This window comes from Halomonas sp. JS92-SW72 (assembly GCF_003547075.1).
Classification (GTDB): Bacteria; Pseudomonadota; Gammaproteobacteria; order Pseudomonadales; family Halomonadaceae; genus Halomonas; species Halomonas alkalicola.
Map to the genome: position 1 here is coordinate 2518299 of NZ_CP032147.1, position 21536 is coordinate 2539834.

Consider the following 21536-nt stretch of genomic DNA (forward strand, 5'->3'; position numbering starts at 1 on the left):
GTGGCGGCCCCGTCGTCATTCTGGGTGAGGGGCGCTTGGCTCAGGGCCGGTTCGGATCGAAGTGCGAGCGCAGGGTCGACCAGACGTCCACGTAGTCGCGCTGGCGGAACTCCGCCTCCAGCGCCGCCTCGGTGGGATGGTAGACATAGCGGCTCTCGAACATGAAGGCCAGGGTGGCGCCCTGGTAGTGAGGCGTCAGCTCGGCATTCGAGGCCTTCTCGAAGGTCTCGGCATCCGGCCCGTGGGGCGACATGCAGTTGTGCAGGCTGGCGCCGCCGGGCAGGAAGCCCTCCGCCTTGGCATCGTACTCGCCGTGGATCAGCCCCATGAACTCGCTCATCAGGTTGCGATGGAAGTAGGGCGGGCGGAAGGTGTTCTCGGCCACCATCCAGCGCGGCGGGAAGATCACGAAGTCGATGTTGGCCATCCCCGGGGTGTCGGAGGCGGAGGTCAGCACGGTGAAGATCGAGGGGTCCGGATGGTCGAAGCTCACCGTGTTGATGGTGTTGAAGCTGGCCAGATCGTACTTGTAGGGGGTGACGTTGCCGTGCCAGGCCACCACGTCCAGGGGCGAGTGGTCCAGGTCGGTGACCCAGAAGCGCCCGGAGAACTTGGCCACCAGCTCGAAGTCGCCCTGCAGGTCCTCATAGGCCGCCACCGGGCTCAGGAAGTCGCGGGGGTTGGCCAGGCCGTTGGCGCCGATGGGGCCGAGGCCGGGCAGCTCGAAGGGGCTGCCGTAGTTCTCGCACACATAGCCGCGGGCAGCGTCGACGCCCGCCCCCAGGCGCACCTGGAACTTTATGCCGCGGGGGATCAGGGCGATCTCGCCGCTGGCGACCTCCAGCTCGCCCATCTCCGTGCGCAGGCGCAGGGTGCCCTGCTGCGGCACGATCAGAAGCTCGCCGTCGGCGTTGTAGAAGAAGCGCTCGGTCATGTCCCGGTTGAAGGCGTAGACGTGCACGCCGCAGCCGGCCTGGGTGCCGGCATCGCCGTTGACGGCGATGGTCAGCAGGCCGTCGACGAAGTCGGTGGGCGCCTCCGGCAGCGGCACCGGGTCCCAGCGCATCTGGTTGGGGTCGGCGGCGGGGCGGGCCAGCGGCGCGGTGGCCACGGCGCGGTCGGGCAGCGGCCGGTAGGCGCTCTGGGAGACCGAGGGGCGGATACGGTAGAGCCAGCTGCGGAAGTTCTGGTGGCGCGGCGCGGTGAAGGCGGAGCCGGTGAACTGCTCGGCGTAGAGGCCGTAGGCGCAGCGCTGGGGCGAGTTCTGCCCCTCGGGCAGGGCGCCGGGCAGCGCCTCGCTGGCGAAGTGGTTGCGAAAGCCGCTCTGGTACTCGAGTGTCTGGGTCGTCATGGGGTCGTCCTCTCTTGTTCTGTCGCCGGGGCCTCGGCCCGGCCTGCGATGGCCAGGGCCTCCTCCAGCACCGACTGCTCGCCGATATGGTTGGCCAGCAGCAGGATCAGCCGGGCGTTGATCCGCTCGCTCTCGGCCTCGCTGCGCTCGCGGTGCAGCTCGGTCAGCGCGGCGTAGAAGGCGTCCGGGTCGGTGAAGTTCGGATTCAGCTCAAGCCGTGGCATGGCGGCCTCCCTGGATGGTGGTGTCGGCGGTCGCGGCGAGGTGGGCGCCCAGGGCGCGGGCCAGGGCATCGTCGACGGCGGCGGCGGACAGGTCACGCCAGCGGGCGGCGACATGCTGGTCGGGGCGGATCAGGTAGCCGGCGCCGGCGGTGAGGCCGTAGCGCTCGTCGATGAGCCCGTCGCGGTCCTCCACCTGGGTGGTGCGCGGCAGGGCGGCGAGGGCGTGGGGCGCCGGGCCGACGATCACCAGGTCGAGATCCGCCTGGCGGTCCAGCAGCTCGCCCAGCTCCGCGGCGAGGGCCTCGGCGCGGGCGGCGTCGACGCGGCCATCGAGCAGCAGCACGAAGCGGTTGCCGAACTGGTGGAGCAGCCAGGCCGCCTCACCGGCCAGGTTCACCGGGGCGTCCTTGGCCGGGCTGCCGGGGCGCAGGTCGGCGGGGCCGCCTTCGGCCGGATACCCATAGGCGTCGGGGCCGTTGAGGGGCGAGCCGTCGTAGCGGCAGGGCAGCGAGAGGCGGCCGCTGTTGACCAGGCTGCGGGCGAACGGATAGTGCTCGGCCAGCTCCAGGGTCACGTCGCGGAACAGCCGGCTGACGCGGCTCTTCGGGGTGATGAAGTCGGTGGCGCGGGTGGAGTTGAGGATATTTTCCGCCGCGCCGTGCTGGCGCTCGGTGTTGTAGGTGGCCAGCAGTGCCTCGGGGGCCTGGCCCTTGAGGATCCGGGCCAGCTTCCAGGCCAGGTTCTCGGTGCTCTGCAGGGCGCCGTTGGCGCCTCGGGCGCCGAAGGGCGAGACCTGGTGGGCTGCGTCGCCCATGAACACCACCCGGTTGAAGATGAAGTCGTCCATCTTGCGGCAGCGGAAGGTGTAGACGCTGGCCCACTCCAGCTCGAACTCCACCTCCTCGCCGAGCATCGCCTGCACGCGGGGGCGGATGTTCTCCTCCTTCTTCTCCTCCTCCGGGTCGGCGTCCCAGCCCAGCTGGAAGTCGATGCGCCAGACGTTGTCCGGCTGGCGGTGCAGCAGCACCGACTGGTTGGGATGGAAGGGCGGGTCGAACCAGAACCAGCGCTCGGTGGGGAAGTCGGCCTTCATGATCACGTCGGCGATCAGGAAGCGGTCCTGGAACACCTGGCCACGGCTCTCCAGGCCCAGCATGTCGCGGATCTTGCTGTTGGCGCCGTCGGCCACCAGTAGGTAGTCGCAGGTCAGGCGGTAGTCGCCGTCCTGGGTGGCGACGGTGAGCGCGGTCTGCCCGGGCTGCGCATCGACCTCGGTGACCCTGTGCAGCCAGCGCAGGTCGATCCACTCGGCCAGCGCCTCGGCGCGGTCGACCAGGTACTCCTCGAAGTAGTACTGCTGCAGGTTGATGAAGGCCGGGGCGCGATGGCCCGCCTCCGGCAGCAGGTTGAAGTCGTAGACCTCGCGCTCCTGGAAGAAGACGCGGCCGTGCTGCCAGGTCACGCCCTTGTCGAGCATGGGCTCCCCGCAGCCGAGGCGGTCGAGGATCTCCAGGGTGCGCTTGGCGAAACAGATGGCGCGGGATCCCACGCTGACGGTGTTGTTGTCGTCCAGTACCACGCTCGCGATGCCCTGCTGGGCCAGGTCGATGGCCGCGGCGAGGCCCGAGGGGCCGGCGCCGACGATCACCACCGGGCAGTGGCGCACCTCGCTGCTGTCGAGCTCGGCGGGGCGTCGGTAGGGGTAGACGGGATTGTTGTAGGTCGTTGGCATGCGATGCTCCCATGGGGACGCCGGGTGCGCTGCACCCGACGGCCGGTCACGGTCCGGGGGATGGTCCCGAGGGACCCTTACTGGTTCTCGACCACTTCCTGCAGCGAGTGCCACATGGCGGTGTCGCGCTCGGCGGTCCAGATGCGCGGATCCGGGTATTCGCCGCCCGCCTCGTCGTAGCAGCGGGTGATGTCGAAGGGCACGCAGTGATCGAAGATCACCCAGTGGCCGTACTTCGGCTTGAGCAGGGCGTAGGTCTCGGCGTAGCACTCGGAGAGCGACTTACCGGCGGCCTTGCCCGCCTTGACGCTCTCGTACATGTCGTTGAGGAAGTCGCGGGTGCCCTGGATGGCTTCCTGGCACTTCTCGGGGGTCTGCAGGGCGTCACCGCGGCCCGGCACCAGCTTCTGGGGCTGCATGGCCTCCAGACGCTCGAGGGTGGCCGGCCAGTACTCGTGGTAGGCGTCGCCGGTATAGGGGGTGGCGCCATACTCCACCAGGTCGCCTGAGAACATCACCTTCTCTTCGGGGAGCCAGACGATGGTGTCGCCCTTGGTGTGGCCGCGACCCAGATGGATGATGCGCACCTCGCGTTTGCCCATGTACACCGTCAGCTCCTTCTGGAAGACGATGTTGGGCCAGGTCAGGCCGGGCACGGAGTCCACGCCCTTGAAGAGGCGCGGGAAGCGGCCCACTTCGGATTCATAGTCCTGCTGGCCGCGCTCCACGATCAGGTCGTAGGTGTGCTGGCTGGCGTAGATGTTCTCGGCGTTGTAGGCGGAGGCGCCCAGCACGCGCACGGCGTGGTAGTGGGTGAGCACCACGTGCTTGATCGGCAGGTCGGTGATCTCGCGGATCCGGCGGATCACGTCCTGGGCCATGATGGGGGTGGCCTGGGTGTCGATCACCATCACGCTGTCGTCGCCGATCACGATGCCGGTGTTGGGGTCGCCCTCGGCGGTGTAGGCATAGAGGCCCTCTGCCAGCTTGGTGAAGCTGACCTGCTTCTCTTCGGTGTCGGCGTGGGACGCGAACTTCTTGCTCATGGTTCCTCCGGAGTCGTCGGGGTCGTCACGCTCTGGCGACGCGCTTCTGTTGTCAGGATGAGCTGCTTGTCTGGTCGAGCGAGCATAGTTGCTTTTGAAACTAGATGTCCAGCATGTCGGGTGATTCTTCGCCGAACACATCGCTCCGAGACGGCAAGATTCTGCCTCAGATCAATGCTTTTCCTGGATTTTGCGACTTAAGTCTAAGTGCTCCATGTCGCAAACTAGTTGCACAGGAGACTGTCAGCCGGCAAGGTGGCGACCATAACAATCACCCGTGACGATCAGGAGCGAACCCGACCCATGCCGACCTCAGCACTCATCTGGCCACGCGTCGGCCGGGGTCTGCAGCTGACGCTGGAGGGGGTGGCCGGTGCCACCCTCTTCGGCATGATGCTGCTGACCACGGCAGACGTGACCGGCCGCTACTTCTTCAACTCCCCGATCCTCGGCGCCGTGGAGCTGACCCAGCTGATGCTGGCGGCGCTGGTGTTCCTGTCGCTGCCGGTGGTGTGCTGGCGCCAGGAGCACATCAGCGTGGACCTGCTCGACGCCATCTTTCCCGCCCGGCTGATCTGGGTGCGCGAGGTGCTGGTCAACCTGCTGGTGACGGCGGCGCTGTGGGTGATGGCCCGACGCGTCTGGGCGCTGGCCGAGCGCGCCTTCGAGTGGGGCGACGTGACCGAGTTCCTGCGCATCCCGCGCGGTTACCTGATCGGGCTGATCGCCGCCATGCTGGCGCTCTCGGCGCTCCTGGCCCTGGCGCGGGCGGTGCTCTACCTGCTGGAAGGGTGCCGGGTGATCCGGCAGGGCGGCCCGCTGAGCCCCGCGACCAAGGCGGGAGGTCCCCATGACTGAGGCACTCTACGGCTTCGCCGCGCTGCTGGTCCTGGTGTTCCTGCGGGTGCCGCTGGCCTTCGCCATGGGCATCGTCGGCTTCCTCGGCTTCTATCTCTTGACCGGCAACTGGAACGCCGCCGAGGCGATGGCCGCCCGGCGGGTGGTGGACACCGCCATGGCAGCACGCCCTTGCCCAGGTAGCGGCTCTTGTCGCCGTCGCGCAGCTCCAGGGCCTCGCGGGAGCCGGTGGAGGCGCCGCTGGGCGCGCAGGCCACGCCCACGGCACCGCTCTCAAGCCGCACCTCGGCCTGGACGGTGGGGTTGCCGCGGGAATCGAGCACCTCGAGGGCGCGAATGTCGACGATCTTGGTCATGCGAGTTTCCTCAGTTGTCTCAGCGATGGAACATTATTGGATGTCGAGCGGGGCGAAGCCCTTCACCAGCTCATCGATGGCCTTGAGCTGGGCCAGGAAGGGCTCGAGCTGGGCCAGCGGCAGCGCGCAGGGGCCGTCGCACAGGGCGGCGTCGGGGTCCGGGTGGGCCTCCAGGAAGAGGCCGGCGAGCCCCACGGCCACGCCGGCCCGGGCCAGCTCGGCCACCTGGGCACGACGCCCGTCGGCGCTGTCGGCGCGCCCACCGGGGCGCTGCAGCGAATGGGTCACGTCGAAGAACACCGGGCGGCCGGTCTGCTGCATCTCGCCGAAGCCGAGCATGTCCACCACCAGGTTGTTGTAGCCGAAGCTCGAGCCGCGCTCGCAGAGGATCACCCGGTCGTTGCCGGCCTCCTCGCACTTGCGAATGATATGACGCATCTCGTGGGGCGCCAGAAACTGCGGCTTCTTGATGTTGATCACCGCCCCGGTGCGCGCCATGGCGACGACCAGGTCGGTCTGGCGGGCCAGGAAGGCGGGCAGCTGGATGACGTCGGCGACCTCGGCCACGGGGGCGGCCTGCCAGGGCTCATGGACGTCGGTGATAATCGGCACACCGAAGCGCGCCTTCACCTCGGCCAGGATCTCGAGTCCCTTCTCCAGGCCCGGGCCCCGGTAGGAGTGGATCGAGCTGCGATTGGCCTTGTCGAAGCTCGCCTTGAAGACATAGGGCATGCCGAGGCGTCCGGTCACCTCGACGTAGGCCTGGGCCACTTCGAGAGCCAGCTCGCGGGACTCCAGCACGTTCATGCCGCCGAACAGCATCAGCGGCAACGAATTGCCGGCCTCGAGGCCGGCAATGGAAACATGACGCTCGGGTGCGCTCATCCCGTTACTCCTGGTGGGAGGACTGCGCGCGGGTGCGCGCCGCCTTGTGCTCCAGCGCCGCGTTGACGAAGCCGGTGAACAGCGGGTGGCCGTCGCGGGGAGTGGAGGTGAACTCCGGGTGGAACTGGCAGGCCACGTACCAGGGGTGGTCGGGCAGCTCGACCATCTCCACCAGGGAGTTGTCGACGCTCTTGCCGGAGACCACCAGGCCCGCCTGCTCGAGCTCCTCGATGAACTGGTTGTTGACCTCGTAACGGTGACGATGGCGCTCGACGATCTCGTCATTGCCGTAGGCCTCGCGGGCCTTGCTGCCGGCCTTGAGACGGCACACCTGGCCGCCCAGGCGCATGGTGCCGCCGAGGTCGGAGGCGGCGTCGCGCAGCTCGATCTTGCCCTCGGGGGTGATCCACTCGGTGATCAGGCCCACCACCGGGTGCTGGGTGTCGTGGGTGAACTCGGTGGAGTTGGCGTCCTCCCAGCCGGCCACGTTGCGGGCGAACTCGATCACCGCCACCTGCATGCCGAGGCAGATGCCGAGATAGGGAATGCCGTTCTCGCGGGCATAGCGGGCCGTGGCGATCTTGCCCTCCACGCCGCGCTCGCCGAAGCCGCCCGGCACCAGGATGGCGTCCTTGCCGGCGAGGCGCTCGGTGCCGTGGCGCTCGATGTCCTCGGAGTCGATGTAGTCGACGTTGACCTTGACCCGGGTCTGGATGCCGGCGTGGATCAGCGCCTCGTTGAGCGACTTGTAGGCGTCGAGCAGTTCCATGTACTTGCCGACCATGGCGATATTGATCGACTTCAGCGGGTTGAGCTTGGCGTCGAGGACCTTGATCCACTCGTTGAGGTCGGCCTCATCGGCCGTGAGCCGCAGCTTGTCGCAGACGATCTCGTCCAGGCCATGCTCGTGGAGCATGATCGGGATGCGGTAGATGGTGTCGGCATCCTGCAGCGGGATGACCGCCCGCTCCTCCACGTTGGTGAACAGCGCGATCTTGCGGCGCTCGCTCTCCTCGAGCTCCACCTCGCTGCGGCAGATCAGGATGTCCGGCTGGATACCGATGGAGCGCAGCTCCTTGACGCTGTGCTGGGTCGGCTTGGTCTTGGTCTCGCCGGCGGTCTTGATATAGGGCACCAGGGTCAGGTGCATGAAGATCGCCCGGTTGGCCCCCAGCTCGCTTCTGATCTGGCGGATCGACTCCAGGAAGGGCAGCGACTCGATATCGCCCACGGTGCCGCCGATCTCCACCAGCGCCACGTCGAAGCCCTCGCCACCCTCAAAGACCCGGCGCTTGATCTCGTCGGTGATGTGCGGGATCACCTGGACGGTGCCGCCCAGGTAGTCGCCGCGGCGCTCCTTGCGCAGCACGTGCTCGTAGACGCGACCGGTGGTGAAGTTGTTGCGCTGGGTCATCTTGGTGCGGATGAAGCGCTCGTAGTGGCCCAGGTCGAGATCGGTCTCCGCGCCATCCTCGGTGACGAATACCTCGCCGTGCTGGAAAGGGCTCATGGTGCCCGGGTCCACGTTGATGTACGGGTCGAGCTTGAGCATGGTGACCTTGAGGCCGCGCGCCTCGAGAATCGCCGCCAGCGAGGCCGACGCGATGCCCTTGCCGAGAGAGGACACAACGCCGCCGGTCACGAAGATATATCGTGTCATGGAGAACCTGTCGAAACGTGATCATGAGGCTCGGCAGGAAGCCGCGCCAGGATGGGACGACAGACTAGCAGAACACGACCAATGGCTCAATTTCGGCCAGCCGCCCGGCGGCTGGCCGAACGCGCCTCAGACGCCGAGGTAGTCCAGGATGCCCTCGGCGGCCTGGCGGCCCTCGTGGATGGCGGTGACCACCAGATCGGAGCCGCGCACCATGTCGCCGCCGGCGAAGACCTTCGCGTGGCTGGTCTGGAAGCGGAACTGGCCCTGCTCCGGCGCCTTGACCCGGTCGCGCTCATCCACCTCGATGCCATGGTCGGCGAACCAGGCGGGCGGGTCCGGCTGGAAGCCGAAGGCGATGACCACGGCGTCGGCCGGAATCACCTCCTCGGAGCCCGGCACCACCTCGGGGCGGCGGCGACCGTTCTCGTCGGGCTCGCCCAGGCGGGTGCGCACCACCTTGACCCCCTCCACCTTGCCCTCGCCCACCACCGCCACCGGCTGGCGGTTGAAGAGGAACTCCACGCCCTCCTCGCGGGCGTTGGCCACCTCGCGGCGCGAGCCCGGCATGTTCTCCTCGTCGCGGCGATAGGCGCAGGTCACGCCGCTGGCGCCCTGGCGGATGGCGGTGCGGTTGCAGTCCATGGCGGTGTCGCCGCCGCCCAGCACCACCACGCGCTGGCCCTTGAAGGAGATGTACTCGCCGGGGTCCTTCTCGAAGCCCAGGCAGTGATTGACGTTGGCGATCAGGTAGTCCAGCGCCTTGTGCACGCCGGGCAGGTTCTCGCCGGGGAAGCCACCCTCCATGTACTTGTAGGTGCCCATGCCCATGAAGACGGCGTCATACTCCTCGAGGAGCCGGTCCATGGTGATGTCGCGGCCGATCTCCACGTTGAGGCGAAACTCCACGCCCATCTCCTCGAACACCGCCCGACGGCGTTCCATCACGCTCTTCTCGAGCTTGAACTCGGGGATGCCGAAGGTCAGCAGGCCGCCGATCTCCGGGTTGCGGTCAAACACCACCGGCTTGACCCCGTTGCGCGCCAGGATGTCGGCGCAGCCCAGGCCCGCCGGCCCGGCGCCGATCACCGCGACCTTCCGATCGGTCCAGGTCACCTGGGACATGTCCGGGCGCCAGCCCATGGCGAAGGCGGTATCGGTGATGTACTTCTCCACCGAGCCGATGGTCACCGCGCCGAAGCCATCGTTGAGGGTGCAGTCGCCCTCGCAGAGACGGTCCTGGGGGCAGACCCGGCCACACACCTCGGGCAGCGAGTTGGTCTTGTGGGAGAGCTCCGCGGCCTCGAGGATATTGCCCTCGGCCACCAGCTGCAGCCAGTTGGGGATGTAGTTGTGGACCGGGCACTTCCACTCGCAGTAGGGGTTGCCGCAGTGCAAGCAGCGATGCGCCTGGCTGGCCGCCTCCTGGGGCTTGTAGGGCTCGTAGATCTCGGCGAACTCCCGCGAGCGGGTGCGGGCATCCTTCTTCTGCGGGTCCTGGCGACCCACGTCGATGAACTGGAAGTCGTTGCTCAGACGGTTGGCCATGTCGATTCTCCTGGAAGTCCTGTTGGTCGCCCCGGCCGGACCCTGGGCCCGGCGGGGCGAATCACCTGTTGTCGAGGGCGTTATTCCGGCTGACGCCGCCTCTTATTCCGGCTGACGCCGCCTCTCTACTCAGGCTGACGCCGGGATTGGGCCAACAGGCTGTTCAGGCTTGCCGCCTTGGGCTTCACCAGCCAGAAGTGGCGGATGAAGTCGCTGAAGTCGTCGAGGATGGCGCGGCCGCGGGCCGAGCCGGTCTCGTCGACGAACTCCTCGATCACCTCGCGCAGGTGGCGGCGATAGGCTTCCATGGTCTCCGTGTTGACGCGGTGGATCTCCACCAGCTCGTGGTTGTACTTGTCGACGAAGGTACGCTCCTCGTCGAGCACGTAGGCGAAGCCGCCGGTCATGCCCGCGCCGAAGTTGACGCCGGTCTCGCCGAGCACCGCCACCAGGCCGCCGGTCATGTACTCGCAGCAGTGGTCGCCGGCGCCCTCGATCACCGCGTGGGCGCCGGAGTTGCGCACCCCGAAGCGCTCGCCGGCGGTGCCCGCGGCGAACAGCTTGCCGCCGGTGGCGCCATAGAGGCAGGTGTTGCCGATGATCGCCGTCTTGTGGCTCTCGAAGCGGCTGCCCGCCGGCGGGGTGATCACCACCTTGCCGCCGTTCATGCCCTTGCCGACGTAGTCGTTGGCGTCCCCCTCCAGGTAGAGGTTGAGGCCACGGGCGTTCCACACCCCGAAGCTCTGGCCGGCCACACCGGTGAAGCGCGCGGTGACCGGCGCCTCCTCGAGCCCCGCCTCGCCGTAGCGCTTGGCGATGGCCCCGGAGGTGAGCGCCCCCACGCTGCGGTCGCAGTTGGTGATGGTGAAGGAGAAGTCGCCGCCGGACTTCGCCTCGATGGCGTCCGCCAGCGCCGCCAGCACCTCCTGGTTCTTGGCACCCGGGTCGTGGGGTACGTTGCGGCTCACCTGGCAGAACTGCGGGGCCTCGGCCGGCACGAAGTCGTTGCCCAGCAGCGGGGTCAGGTCGAGCCTGCGCTGGGAGGCGGTGACGCCCTCCAGCACCTCGAGCAGGTCGGTGCGGCCGATCAGGTCGGTGAGCTTGCGCACGCCCAGCATGGCCATGAGCTCGCGCACCTCCTCGGCGATGAAGCGGAAGTAGTGCTTGACCATGTCCACGGTGCCGCGGAAGTGCTCGCCGCGCAGGAAGTCGTTCTGGGTGGCCACGCCGGTGGCGCAGTTGTTGAGGTGGCAGATGCGCAGGTACTTGCAGCCCAGCGCCACCATGGGCGCAGTGCCGAAGCCGAAGCTCTCGGCGCCGAGGATCGCCGCCTTGACCACGTCGAGGCCGGTCTTCAGGCCGCCGTCGGTCTGCAGGCGGATCTTGTCGCGCAGGCCGTTGATGCGCAGCGCCTGGTGCACCTCGGGCAGGCCCAGCTCCCAGGGGGAACCGGCGTGCTTGATGGAGGTGATGGGGCTCGCCGCGGTGCCGCCGTCGTAGCCGGAGACGGTGATCAGGTCGGCGTAGGCCTTGGCCACGCCGGTGGCGATGGTGCCGATGCCGGGCTCGGAGACCAGCTTCACCGAGACCTGGGCCTCCGGGTTGACCTGCTTCAAGTCGAAGATCAGCTGCGCCAGGTCCTCGATGGAGTAGATGTCATGGTGCGGCGGCGGCGAAATGAGCGTGACGCCGGGCACGGAGTAGCGCAGCCGGGCGATCAGGTCGTTGACCTTGCCGCCGGGCAGCTGGCCGCCCTCGCCGGGCTTGGCACCCTGGGCCACCTTGATCTGCAGCACCTCGGCGTTGACCAGGTAGGCCGGGGTGACGCCGAAGCGCCCGGAGGCGATCTGCTTGATCTTGGAGGAGCGAATGGTGCCGTAGCGGGCCGGATCCTCGCCGCCCTCGCCGGAGTTGGAGCGTCCGCCCGCCTCGTTCATGGCCTGGGCCAGGGCCTCGTGGGCCTCCGGCGACAGCGCGCCCAGCGACATGCCGGCGCTGTCGAAGCGCGGGATCAGGTCCTCGACCGCCTCCACCTCCTCCAGAGGCAGCGGCTCGGCGGCCGGCTTCAGCTTGAGCAGGTCGCGGATGGTGGCCGGCGGACGCTCGTTGACCAGGGCGGCAAACTTCTTCCACTTGGCGTAGTCGCCCTCCTGCACCGCCTCCTGCAGCGCCTTGACCACGTCGGGGTTGTAGGCGTGGTACTCATGGCCGTGCACATACTTGACCAGGCCACCCTGGGAGATTCCCTTGCGCGGCGTCCAGGCGTCGCGGGCCAGCCACTCCTGCTGCAGCTGCAGCTCGGCGAAGCCGGTGCCCTGGATGCGCGAGGCCATGCCGGTGAAGCACAGCTCCATCACCTCGTCGGCCAGGCCCACCGCCTCGAACAGCTGGGAGCCGCGGTAGGAGGCGAGCGTCGAGATGCCCATCTTGGAGAGGATCTTGTAGAGCCCCTTCTGCAGGCCCTTGCGGTAGTTCTCGCGGGCATCGGCCGGGTTGCCGGTGAGCTCGCCGGTGCGCTGCATGTCGGCCATCACCTGATAGGCGAGCCATGGGAAGACCGCGGTGGCGCCCACACCGAACAGCACCGCCATCTGGTGGGCGTCGCGGGCATAGCCGGTCTCCACCACGATGTTGGCGCGCGGGCGCAGTGCCAGGCGGCTGAGGTGGTGGTGGACGGCCCCCACGGCCAGGGCGGCGTGGATCGGCAGCTCGCCCCGCTCGAGGTCGGCATCCGACAGCACCAGCACCACCTTGCCGTCGAGCACGGCCGCCTCGGCCTGGCGGCAGAGCTCGCGAATCGCCGCCTGCAGCCCCATCGCCTCGGGGTCGTAGGCCATGCGCAGCCGATGGGGCGCGAAGGTCGGGTCATCCTGCTCCACCAGGGCGGTGAACTTGCGCGGCGAGAGCACCGGGGTGGTCAGGATGATGCGGTGGGCATGCTCGGGCGTCGCCTTGAAGACGTTGAGCTCGGCACCGATGCAGGTCTCCAGCGACATCACGATCGCCTCGCGCAGCGGGTCGATGGCCGGGTTGGTGACCTGGGCGAACTTCTGGCGGAAGTAGTCGGTCAGCAGGCGCTGCTTGCCGGAGAGCACCGCCATGGGCGTGTCGTCCCCCATGGAGCCCACCGCCTCCTGGCCGCTCTCGGCCAGGGGACGCAGCAGCTGGTCGCGCTCCTCGAAGCTCACCTGGAACATCTTCTGGGCGACATTGAGGGCGTCGGTATCCATGTTGTGGAAGCTGGCCAGCTCGGTCAGCGCCGACTCCAGGTAGTGGGCCTCCTGTTTCAGCCAGCGCTTGTAGGGGTAGGCCGACTTGAGGCGCTCGTCGATGTCGCCGGTGTGCAGCACCTCGCCGGTCTCGGTATCCACGGCCAGTATCTGGCCGGGGCCCACGCGCCCCTTGGCCACCACGTCCTCGGGCTTGTAGTCGTAGGTGCCGATCTCGGAGGCCAGGGTGATGAAGCCGTTCTTGGTGATCACCCAGCGGGCCGGACGCAGGCCGTTGCGGTCCAGCATGCAGAGCGCCTGGCGGCCGTCGGTCATCACCACGCCGGCGGGGCCGTCCCAGGGCTCCATGTGCATGGAGTTGTACTCGTAGAAGGCGCGCAGGTCGCCGTCCATCAGCTCCACGTTCTGCCAGGCGGGCGGCACCATCAGGCGCACGGCGCGATGCAGCTCCATGCCGCCGGTGAGCAGCACTTCCAGCATGTTGTCCATGCTCGAGGAGTCGGAGCCCGTGGTGTTGACGATCTCGTCAAGCTCGGCGATCTCGGGCAGCCGCTCGCAGACGAAGTTCTCCTTGCGGGAGTTGGCCCAGCCGCGGTTGGCCTCGATGGTGTTGATCTCGCCGTTGTGGGCCAGCAGACGGAAGGGCTGGGCCAGCGGCCAGCGCGGTGCAGTGTTGGTGGAGAAGCGCTGGTGGAAGACGCAGATGGCGGTCTCCAGGCGCTCGTCGCCCAGATCCCGGTAGAAGGCCGGCAGATCCACCGGCATCACCAGGCCCTTGTAGGAGATCACCTTCTCGGAGAGCGAGCAGACATAGAACTCGGACTCGCTGCGCAGGGCCTGCTCGGCCAGGCGGCGACCCATGAAGAGATCGACCTCGAAGGTCTCGACGCTGCCGTTCTTGCCCGGCTCCACGAAGAGGTGGCGGATCCTCGGCAGGCACGCCAGCGCCATGGGGCCACAGACGCTCGGGTCCACCGGTACGTCGCGCCAGCCGCGGATCACCAGGCCGCGGGCGCGCAGCTCGCCCTCGAGGGTATCGCACGCCTTGGCGGCGCGCGCGTCATCGTCGGGCAGGAAGACCGCCCCCACCGCAAAGCGCTCGCCCAGGCTGACGCCCAGCGCCTCTACGGCCACTTCGCGCATAAAGGCCTCGGGCATCTTGAGCAGCAGGCCGCAGCCGTCGCCGGTCTTGCCGTCGGCGGCGATGCCGCCACGGTGGGTCATGCAGGTGAGCGACTCGATGGCGGTGCGCAGCAGCTGATGGCTGGCGCGCCCCTCCATGTGGGCGATCAGGCCGAACCCGCAGTTGTCGCGGAACTCGCCGGGCTGATGGAGACCTCTGTTCATTGGCGTGCCTCGGATAAAGGTGATTTCTTTTGCAGCACTATCGTGATATTTTACTCGGTTTTTATTTTTTTACGTCACGCCCCGCAAGGCGTCAGGCTGCACGACAAAAGGCCGCCCAGCATAGACACTCTGCCGGGAACGGCGCAACGCCCGAGGTGCAGCGAAAATCAAAAAACACCTGAAAATCCGCGACTTGCACAACCTCTCCGGGCAAAAAAAGCCCGTCTCTCAATGACTTGCAGAGTGCATAGACGAATCTTCAACGATTCAAATCCAATACTAGACTTTGGTCTAATTCGCCCCCAAAACCCCATGCTGATAGCGCATAAGTCATGCGGATTCTCGGCATGACCCTCTCCCGCGCCCCATGCCGCCCGGCAGTGCCCCCACCAACGACGACGCCCGCACAGGGGTGCGGGCGTCGAGATCGGGAGCCAAACGGAGGCGGAGGCGGCGTCAGTCGCGGGGAAACGCCTCGATCAGCGCCTCCAGCAGCTCGACCGGGGTCTCATCGTAGAGGCAGGCCTCCCCCAGCGCGCGCAGCAGGATCAGCCGCAGGCGGCTGTCGACGTTCTTCTTGTCGAGCCGCATGCGGACCAGGAAGTCCTCCACCGACATGTCGGCAGGCGCGGCCAGCGGCAGCCCGGCGGCCCCGATGATGGCCCGGGTGCGCGCCACCTCGGCCTCGGAAAGCCAGCCCAGCCGCGCCGAGAGCTCGGCGGCCATCAGCATGCCGGCCCCCACCGCCTCGCCGTGCAACCAGACCCCGTAGCCCTGGTGCGCCTCGATGGCGTGCCCGAAGGTGTGCCCCAGGTTGAGCAGCGCCCGGACCCCCTGCTCGGTCTCGTCCTCGGCGACGATCTCGGCCTTGAGCGCACAGCTGCGCTCGATGGCACGGGTCAACGCCGATGCCTCCAGGGCCCTCAGGGCGGGCATCTCGGCCTCCAGCCAGGCCAGGAAGTCGGCATCGCGGATCAGCCCGTACTTGATCACCTCGGCGAGCCCCGCAGAGAGCTCCCGGGGCGGCAGGGTGGCCAGGGTGTCGGTGTCGATCAGCACGGCCCGAGGCTGCCAGAAGGCGCCGATCATGTTCTTGCCCAGCGGATGGTTGACCCCGGTCTTGCCGCCCACCGAGGAGTCCACCTGGGAGAGCAGGGTCGTCGGCACCTGGATGAAGGCGACCCCGCGCTGATAGCAGGCGGCCGCATAGCCGACCATGTCGCCGATCACCCCGCCGCCCAGGGCGATCAGGGTACAGCGGCGGTTGAAGCCCGCCTCCAGCAGGGCATCCCAGATGCGACTGACGCTTTCCAGGGTCTTGGTGGCCTCGCCGTCGGGCAGCACCAGCTCACGCACCTCGACGCCTGCCGGCAGCGAGGCCCGGCAGCGCTCCAGGTAGAGCGGCGCCACCACCTCGTTGGTGACGATCATCACCTGGCGGCCGGCCAGCCAGGGCGCCAGCGCACCGGGCTCGCCCAGCAGGCCGGGGCCGATATGGATGGGGTAGCTGCGTTCGCCCAGCGCCACCTCGAGGGTGCGCGGGCCTGTCGGAGTCTCGCTCATGGGCCTCATGCCTTGCATTGCAGGGGGTCGACCAGCCGGGTAACGCGCCGGACGATATCGTTGACCACGGCCCGGGGGCCACGGCGGTCGGTACGCACGGTGACATCGGCGGTGGCCCGATAGAGGGGATCGCGCACGCCGAACATCTCGCGCAGCACCGCCTCCTTGTCCGGCCGCTGAAGCAGTGGCCGGTTGCGGTCCTTGGCGGTGCGCTTGAGCTGCTGCTCGACGGTGGTGTAGAGGTAGATCACGGTGCCGCGCTCGCGCAGCATGCGGCGGTTCTCCTCGCGCAGCACGGCGCCGCCACCGGTGGCGATCACCACCCCCTCGAGCCGCGTCAGCTCGTCGATCATCTGGGTCTCGCGGTCGCGGAAGCCGAGCTCCCCCTCCACGTCGAAGATCCAGGGGATATCGGCGCCGCAGCGGTCCTGGATCTCGTGGTCGGTATCGAAGAAGTCGCGAGAAAGTTCGGCCGCCAGGAGGCGGCCGATGGTGCTCTTGCCGGCCCCCATGGGGCCGATCAGTATCAGGTTGGGTAGTGCCTGCATCAGCGAAGGGCCACGCCGTCGTCCAGTATCCGGGGAGTGATGAATACCAGCAACTCTACCTTCTCGTTGCTCTGTTGGGTATAGCGGAAGAGGTTGCCGATCACCGGCAGGTCGCCCAGGAAGGGGGTCTTGACCAGGTTGCGCAGCTCCTCGGTCTGCAGGATACCGCCCAGCACCACGGTCTCGCCGTTGTCCACCAGCACCTGGGTCTCGATCTCGTTCTTGTTGATCGGCGGCTCTTCGCCGGGCTGGAACTCGCCGAAGGTGTCGTTGGTGATGGACACGTCCATGATGATGCGATTGTCCGGGGTGATCTGCGGCGTCACCTCCAGCGACAGCACCGCCTCCTTGAAGTCCACCGCGGCCGCGCCGCTGGCCGCGGACTCGCGGTAGGCCCGCTCCTGGCCCTGCTTGATCACCGCGGTGCGCTGATTGGCGGTGATCACCCGCGGCTGGGAGATGGTATAGCTGCGCCCTTCGCTCTCCATGGCGCGCAGCTCCAGATCCAGCAGCACATCGCCGGAGAGGTAGCCGAAGGCGAAGCTGGTCATGCCGCCCACGCCGCGATCGGTGGAGCCGAAGTCCACCGCCAGGCCACCCAGGCCGGAGATGGGCGTGCCATCGGAGGCCCCGCCGAGATCCAGGCGACCACCCGCACGGCGGTCCGGCGAGGAGGCACCCCAGTTGACCCCCAGCTCGCGGGTGGCACTGTCGCTGGCGATGACGATGCGCGCCTCGATCTGCACCTGGCGCACGGCCACGTCGAGGCGATCCAGGGTACGCATGATCTCGTCGATCTGGTCGGCGGTGTCCTGGATCAGCAGGGTGTTGGTGCGCTGATCCACCGCCACCCGGCCGCGCTCGGTCAAGAGCCCGAACCCCTGGCCGCCGCGCAGCAGCGCCGCCAGGTCGGAGGCGCGCGCATAGCGCACCTGGACATACTCGGTGGTGAGCGGCGCCAGCACCTCCATCTGCTCGCGGGCCTCGAGCTCCTGGCGCTCGATGTTGGCCAGCTCGCTGGCCGGCGCCACCACGATGACGTTACCCTCCTGGCGGCTGGCCAGGCCGTGGCTCTTGAGCACCAGGTCCAGCGCCTGGTCCCAGGGCACATCCTCGAGGTTCAGCGTCACCCGACCCTGGACGCTGTCGCTGGCCACCAGGTTGAGGCCGGTGAAGTCGGCGATGATCGCCAGCACCGAACGCACCTCGATGTCCTGGAAGTTGAGGGTGATGCGCTCACCGGTGTAGGGGAACTGCTCGCGGACCCGCTGGTCGCGCTGCTGCTGGGTGACCGGCTGCGCCTCGATGGTGAGCTGCCGGCCGCTCTGGGTGGAGACCATGGCGAAATCGCCGGCCCCCTCGATATCGAGGGTCACGCCATCGCGGCCGGCCCGCGGGGTGACGCGGCGCAGCGGGGTGCCGAAGTCGCTGACGTCATAGACCTGATCCAGGGAGGCCGGCAGCTCCACGCCGCGCAGGTCGGCGGTGATGCGGTTGCGCCCGCTCTCGCGCACCCGGGCATCGACCCCGGCGCGGTCGAAGGTGACCACCAGGCGGCCGGCGCCGCCCTCGCCGCGGCGGAAGTCGATGTTCTCGACGCTGGGACCGCTGGCCACCGACCGGCTGGACGCCGGCTCGCCGGGGGCCGGCGCCGGCGCCGATGCCTGCGCCACGCCGGTATCGGCCGCGCCACCACCGATGGCCAGGCGCAGGCGATTGCCCTGCTCGCGGGTGTTGTAGGGCAGTGGACCCTCGAGATCGAACACCAGGCGCGTACGGGAGCCGGCCTCCAGCGCCGTGACCTGGCGGACGCCACCGATTCCCAGGGCGTAGCTGCGCTGGTCGAGGCGGTTGGCGGTCTCCATCAGGTCGATGGTGAGCCGCGCCGGGTCGTCCAGGCGATAGCCGCGCACCTCGGGCACCGGGCCGGTGAACTGGAGGTCGACCTCCAGCTCGCCACCGCTGCCCTGCCGGAAGTCGAGCCCCTCCAGGGAGGAGGCCGCCAGGGCGCCGGCGGAGAGCGCCAGCAGCAAGAGTGTCGCGAATCCACGCTTCATGATCGGTAGCATTGTTCCCTTCCCCCGCTTGTCGCCCACCCCTGCCGGTGAGCGGCGAATCGCTTGCCTGATTGTTTATCCGGATCTCGTTATCAGGATCTAGTCGTCGAGCGTCAGCTGTGTCGTGCGCTCGATCCAGCCACCCCGCCCGGTGGGCACCACCTCGATCAGCTGCACCGAGGAGGAGGTAATGCTGACGATGCGCCCGAAATCGCTGCCCAGGTGATTGCCCACCCGCAGTCGGTGCACCGTACCGGTCGGCGCCCGAACCAGCGCCGAGGGCTGGCCGCCATGGGTCAGGGTGCCGACCAGGTCGAGCTGGCCGAGGCCATAGGCCTCCAGGGGCTCCCGCGGCCGTGTCAGGTCCGGCGCCAGCTCCTCGGAGCCGCGCGGCGGCTGCTCCGTTTCGGGCAGCCTGGCGATGAACGGACTGCGCCGATCGGCCTCGTCGTAGGGCAGCGCCTCATAGTCGGGGATATCGGGCAGCTCCACCCGCGGGGTCGCACCGGGATTGCTGCGGATCTCGGCCAGCTCGCGATCCAGCGAGCCGAGCTGCGGGTCGGCACATCCCGAAAGCCCCAGCAGCAGCGCGGCCGCCAGTGCCGCCGAAAGACGGTTGGCTCGGTTCATGGCGCCCCCTCCTCGCTCTGGCGGTAGCTGTAGGTCCGCGCCAGCAGGGAGAGCCGGAGTCGCTGGCCGCTGCCCCCCTCCGGCGACAGGGTCATGTCGTGCAGGGTGACGATACGCGGCAGAGCCGCCACGCCGGCCAGAAAGGTGGCGATGCGGTGGTAGTCACCCTGCACCTGGATATCGAAGGGCTGCTCGATATAGTGCTCCCGAGTGACCGTGCCGCGCAGGCGAATGGAGTCGATGGCGAGCTGATTGTCGATGGCGGTCTCGCTGATGTTGTCGATCAGCGAGGGCACCTCGGCGCCGGTGGGCAGCATCTCGCGCAGCGCCGCCATGCGCGTCTCGAGGACGCCCATCTGTTCGCGCATCGCCTCGAGGTTGGCCGCCTGGGCCGCCTTGCTGCGGTAGTCGCGGATCAGCTGCGCCTCCTGGCCGCGCACCCGCTCGAGCTCCTCCTTGGCGGGAGCCGCCAGGTACCAGTGCATGCCGTAGAAGGTCACGCCCAGCAGCAGCAGGCAGCAGAGCAGTTGCAGCGACCAGGGCCAGACGCCGGCCTCCTTGATGTCCAGTTCGCGCCAGTCCAGCTCGCGCAGGCGGCGCATCTCTCCCTTGAGGCTCATGATCCCTCCTCCTCCGCCGACGCCTGATTCGCCGCCGCTGCCCGGGGCAGCTGCTGGCTCATGCTCAGGCTGAAGCGACGCCGCTCACCGCCCCCCTCGGCCTCCACCTCGGAGAGCACCGGCTCGGTGAAGGAGGCGGCCGCCGCCAGCGCACGCAGCTGGTCGGAGACCTGGCGATTGTTCTCGGCCAGGCCGGTCAGGCGCAGGCCGTCACCCTGGCGGGTGAGCTGGGTATAGTGGACGCCGTCCACCAGGCTTGAGGTCAGGTCGCTCAGGACATGGACGGTCTGGGTACGCCCCATCTGCAGCTCGGTGAACACCCGCACCTGCTCGAGCATCTGCTCGCGGATCGCCTCCAGCTCGCTGATCTCGCGGATCGCCGAGTCGAGCTGGCGACTCTGGGCCTGGATATGGGCATTGCGCTGCTGCTGGGCCTGGGCCTCCTGCTCGTAGTGCCAGGTCAGGCCGTAGCCGCCCCCGAGGCCGAGCAGGGCGGCCAGCCCCAGCGTCACGAAGAAGCGCTTGCTGCGACGGGCCCGGCGCTCTTCGCGCCAGGGCAGCAGGTTGATCTCGATGGTCATGGGCGGGACCTCATTGCCAGGCCGCAGGCGGCAAGCAGCGCCGGGGCATCACCGGAGAGCGTCTGGACGTCGATGCGGCCGTTGACCTTCATGCGCGCCAGGGGATTGGCGATGGAGACCTCCATGCCGCTCTCCTGGGCCAGCCGCTCGGCCAGGCCGGGCAGCATGCTGGTGCCGCCGGCCAGCACCATGCGGCGCACCTCCTGCTTGCGACCGGCGGTGTAGTAGAGCTGCAAGGAGCGGCCAACCTGCTGCACCAGGGTATCCAGGAAGGGGCCGAGCACGCTGCGCGGATAGTCCTCGGGCAGGCCGCCGCGCTTCTTGGCCAGGCCCGCCTCGTCGAGGCTCAGGCCGTAGCGGTTGCGGATCTCCTCGGTGAGCTGGCGGCCGCCGAACACGGTGTCGCGGCTGTAGACCACCCGCCCCTCACGCAGCACGTGAAAGGTGTTCATGGTGGCGCCGATATCCACCAGGGCCACGCAGTCCTCCTCGCCGGAGGAGGCGGGCAGCTGATGGCGCACCTCGGTGAAGGCGCGCTCCATGGCGAAGGTCTCGACATCCACCGCCTCGGGGGTCAGCCCCGCCTGAAGCACGGCGTCGGTCAGCTGACTGACATCCTGCTGCCGACAGGCCACCAGCAGCACGTCCTGCTGGTCGGCATAGCGGGAATTGAGGCCCAGCCGCTGGAAGTCGAAGGCGACCTCACTGAACGGAAAGGGGATGTGCTTGTCAGAGTCGAGCTGAATGCGTGCCTCGATCTCGTCGTCGCTGAGCGAGGCCGGCAGCGTCAGCGTCTTGGTGATGGCCGCGCTGGCGGGCACCGCGACCACGGCGCGCCGGGAGTGCGGCTTGGCCTGCTGGACCGCCCGGGAGAGGGCATCGACCACCTCCCCCATGTCCTGGATGCGACGCTCGACCACCGCGCCCTCGCGCAGAGGCCGCACCGCGTAGCTCTCCACCTGGTAGCTGGCGCCTGCACGCCTGAGTTCCACGAGCTTGACGGTTGCCGAGGTGATATCGACACCGATCAATCCCTTGCTGGATGCCCTGAATTGCATCTCGGTCCGCCCCTGCTGATCCATGCGAATGACCGCTTGTTATTTCGCTCACCCCTCGCAACAGGAAGAGTCTGAGCCCCGCGGTCTAGCCCCTGTAAGCAGAGGTTACATGATATTGCCGAATCTCACACGGCTAACCGCAAACCTGCACCCTCAACGCTGGTGACCCTGCGCCTGGATTCCTATAATGGCGTCTCAGTCGCCCCGACCCGTCCCCTTCGCGACGCTCCAGTTCCCTGCACGGA

At 68.2% G+C, this 21536-nt stretch carries 16 protein-coding genes and 1 pseudogene; 1 reads left to right on the plus strand and 16 read right to left on the minus strand.

The features are described from left to right. Positions 1–40: 40 nt before the first annotated feature. The 4 genes from hmgA to D1793_RS11800 all read right to left on the minus strand — a co-directional run bounded on the left by hmgA (position 41) and on the right by D1793_RS11800 (position 4353). Positions 41–1351 (minus strand): homogentisate 1,2-dioxygenase, encoded by a 1311-nt coding sequence (gene hmgA / locus D1793_RS11785; protein WP_119022347.1) that lies wholly within the window; start codon positions 1349–1351, stop codon positions 41–43. Continuing rightward, the gene (locus D1793_RS11790; protein WP_119022348.1) at positions 1348–1575 is read right to left on the minus strand and encodes a DUF2783 domain-containing protein; all 228 of its coding nucleotides are present in this window, start codon (positions 1573–1575) and stop codon (positions 1348–1350) included. The genes hmgA and D1793_RS11790 overlap by 4 nt, the downstream gene beginning before the upstream one ends. After that, positions 1562–3307: an FAD-dependent oxidoreductase gene (locus D1793_RS11795; protein ID WP_119022349.1), complete on the minus strand. Its 1746-nt coding sequence runs from the start codon at positions 3305–3307 to the stop codon at positions 1562–1564. The genes D1793_RS11790 and D1793_RS11795 overlap by 14 nt, the downstream gene beginning before the upstream one ends. Before the next feature lie 77 nt (positions 3308–3384). Beyond that, entirely contained in the window at positions 3385–4353 is a 969-nt protein-coding gene (locus D1793_RS11800; RefSeq protein ID WP_119022350.1) for an MBL fold metallo-hydrolase, read from the minus strand. Between the two features lie 303 nt (positions 4354–4656). On the opposite strand from D1793_RS11800, the gene D1793_RS11805 reads away from it, so the two are divergent. Further along, positions 4657–5211 (plus strand): TRAP transporter small permease, encoded by a 555-nt coding sequence (locus D1793_RS11805; RefSeq protein ID WP_119022351.1) that lies wholly within the window; start codon positions 4657–4659, stop codon positions 5209–5211. A gap of 161 nt (positions 5212–5372) precedes the next feature. Here the strand turns inward: D1793_RS11805 and eno are convergent. The 12 genes and pseudogenes from eno to pilM all read right to left on the minus strand — a co-directional run. Next, positions 5373–5567 (minus strand): annotated as a pseudogene (gene eno, locus D1793_RS11815) (phosphopyruvate hydratase); the annotation flags it as partial. Positions 5568–5600: 33 nt separating this feature from the next. Beyond that, on the minus strand, positions 5601–6452 hold the full coding sequence (kdsA, locus tag D1793_RS11820; RefSeq protein WP_119022352.1) for a 3-deoxy-8-phosphooctulonate synthase: 852 nt from the start codon (positions 6450–6452) through the stop codon (positions 5601–5603). A 4-nt stretch (positions 6453–6456) separates the two neighbouring features. Next, entirely contained in the window at positions 6457–8112 is a 1656-nt protein-coding gene (locus tag D1793_RS11825) for a CTP synthase (RefSeq protein ID WP_119022353.1), read from the minus strand. Positions 8113–8238: 126 nt separating this feature from the next. Then, positions 8239–9657 carry an FAD-dependent oxidoreductase gene (locus D1793_RS11830; protein WP_119022354.1) on the minus strand — a complete coding sequence of 473 codons (1419 nt, stop codon included), beginning with the start codon at positions 9655–9657 and terminating at the stop codon, positions 8239–8241. Positions 9658–9782: 125 nt separating this feature from the next. Then, complete coding sequence (gltB, locus tag D1793_RS11835; RefSeq protein WP_119022355.1) at positions 9783–14234, minus strand: glutamate synthase large subunit; 4452 nt, start codon at positions 14232–14234, stop codon at positions 9783–9785. 456 nt (positions 14235–14690) lie between these two features. After that, positions 14691–15797 carry a 3-dehydroquinate synthase gene (aroB, locus tag D1793_RS11840; protein ID WP_119022356.1) on the minus strand — a complete coding sequence of 369 codons (1107 nt, stop codon included), beginning with the start codon at positions 15795–15797 and terminating at the stop codon, positions 14691–14693. Positions 15798–15802: 5 nt separating this feature from the next. Then, complete coding sequence (aroK, locus tag D1793_RS11845; RefSeq protein ID WP_119022357.1) at positions 15803–16345, minus strand: shikimate kinase AroK; 543 nt, start codon at positions 16343–16345, stop codon at positions 15803–15805. Next, the gene (pilQ, locus tag D1793_RS11850; protein ID WP_240407662.1) at positions 16345–18402 is read right to left on the minus strand and encodes a type IV pilus secretin PilQ; all 2058 of its coding nucleotides are present in this window, start codon (positions 18400–18402) and stop codon (positions 16345–16347) included. The genes aroK and pilQ overlap by 1 nt, the downstream gene beginning before the upstream one ends. 99 nt (positions 18403–18501) lie before the next feature. Further along, positions 18502–19032: a pilus assembly protein PilP gene (locus tag D1793_RS11855; protein ID WP_119022359.1), complete on the minus strand. Its 531-nt coding sequence runs from the start codon at positions 19030–19032 to the stop codon at positions 18502–18504. Further along, positions 19029–19652, minus strand: a complete 624-nt coding sequence (locus D1793_RS11860; protein WP_119022360.1) for a type 4a pilus biogenesis protein PilO — start codon at positions 19650–19652, stop codon at positions 19029–19031. Before D1793_RS11860 ends, D1793_RS11855 begins: the two co-directional genes overlap by 4 nt. Continuing rightward, entirely contained in the window at positions 19649–20233 is a 585-nt protein-coding gene (locus D1793_RS11865) for a PilN domain-containing protein (protein WP_119022361.1), read from the minus strand. Before D1793_RS11865 ends, D1793_RS11860 begins: the two co-directional genes overlap by 4 nt. Further along, on the minus strand, positions 20230–21291 hold the full coding sequence (gene pilM / locus D1793_RS11870; RefSeq protein ID WP_119023670.1) for a type IV pilus assembly protein PilM: 1062 nt from the start codon (positions 21289–21291) through the stop codon (positions 20230–20232). Before pilM ends, D1793_RS11865 begins: the two co-directional genes overlap by 4 nt. Positions 21292–21536: the final 245 nt, after the last annotated feature.

Bases quoted from the DNA above. Each gene is read 5' to 3' on its own strand.
- aroB (WP_119022356.1), bottom strand. From the start codon at position 15,797: ATGAGCGAGACTCCGACAGGCCCGCGCACCCTCGAGGTGGCGCTGGGC.
- aroK (WP_119022357.1), bottom strand. From the start codon at position 16,345: ATGCAGGCACTACCCAACCTGATACTGATCGGCCCCATGGGGGCCGGC.
- pilQ (WP_240407662.1), bottom strand. From the start codon at position 18,402: ATGAAGCGTGGATTCGCGACACTCTTGCTGCTGGCGCTCTCCGCCGGC.
- gltB (WP_119022355.1), bottom strand. From the start codon at position 14,234: ATGAACAGAGGTCTCCATCAGCCCGGCGAGTTCCGCGACAACTGCGGG.
- hmgA (WP_119022347.1), bottom strand. From the start codon at position 1,351: ATGACGACCCAGACACTCGAGTACCAGAGCGGCTTTCGCAACCACTTC.
- D1793_RS11805 (WP_119022351.1), top strand. From the start codon at position 4,657: ATGCCGACCTCAGCACTCATCTGGCCACGCGTCGGCCGGGGTCTGCAG.
- D1793_RS11825 (WP_119022353.1), bottom strand. From the start codon at position 8,112: ATGACACGATATATCTTCGTGACCGGCGGCGTTGTGTCCTCTCTCGGC.
- D1793_RS11790 (WP_119022348.1), bottom strand. From the start codon at position 1,575: ATGCCACGGCTTGAGCTGAATCCGAACTTCACCGACCCGGACGCCTTC.
- D1793_RS11800 (WP_119022350.1), bottom strand. From the start codon at position 4,353: ATGAGCAAGAAGTTCGCGTCCCACGCCGACACCGAAGAGAAGCAGGTC.
- D1793_RS11860 (WP_119022360.1), bottom strand. From the start codon at position 19,652: ATGAGCCTCAAGGGAGAGATGCGCCGCCTGCGCGAGCTGGACTGGCGC.
- D1793_RS11865 (WP_119022361.1), bottom strand. From the start codon at position 20,233: ATGACCATCGAGATCAACCTGCTGCCCTGGCGCGAAGAGCGCCGGGCC.
- D1793_RS11795 (WP_119022349.1), bottom strand. From the start codon at position 3,307: ATGCCAACGACCTACAACAATCCCGTCTACCCCTACCGACGCCCCGCC.
- D1793_RS11855 (WP_119022359.1), bottom strand. From the start codon at position 19,032: ATGAACCGAGCCAACCGTCTTTCGGCGGCACTGGCGGCCGCGCTGCTG.
- D1793_RS11830 (WP_119022354.1), bottom strand. From the start codon at position 9,657: ATGGCCAACCGTCTGAGCAACGACTTCCAGTTCATCGACGTGGGTCGC.
- kdsA (WP_119022352.1), bottom strand. From the start codon at position 6,452: ATGAGCGCACCCGAGCGTCATGTTTCCATTGCCGGCCTCGAGGCCGGC.
- pilM (WP_119023670.1), bottom strand. From the start codon at position 21,291: ATGCAATTCAGGGCATCCAGCAAGGGATTGATCGGTGTCGATATCACC.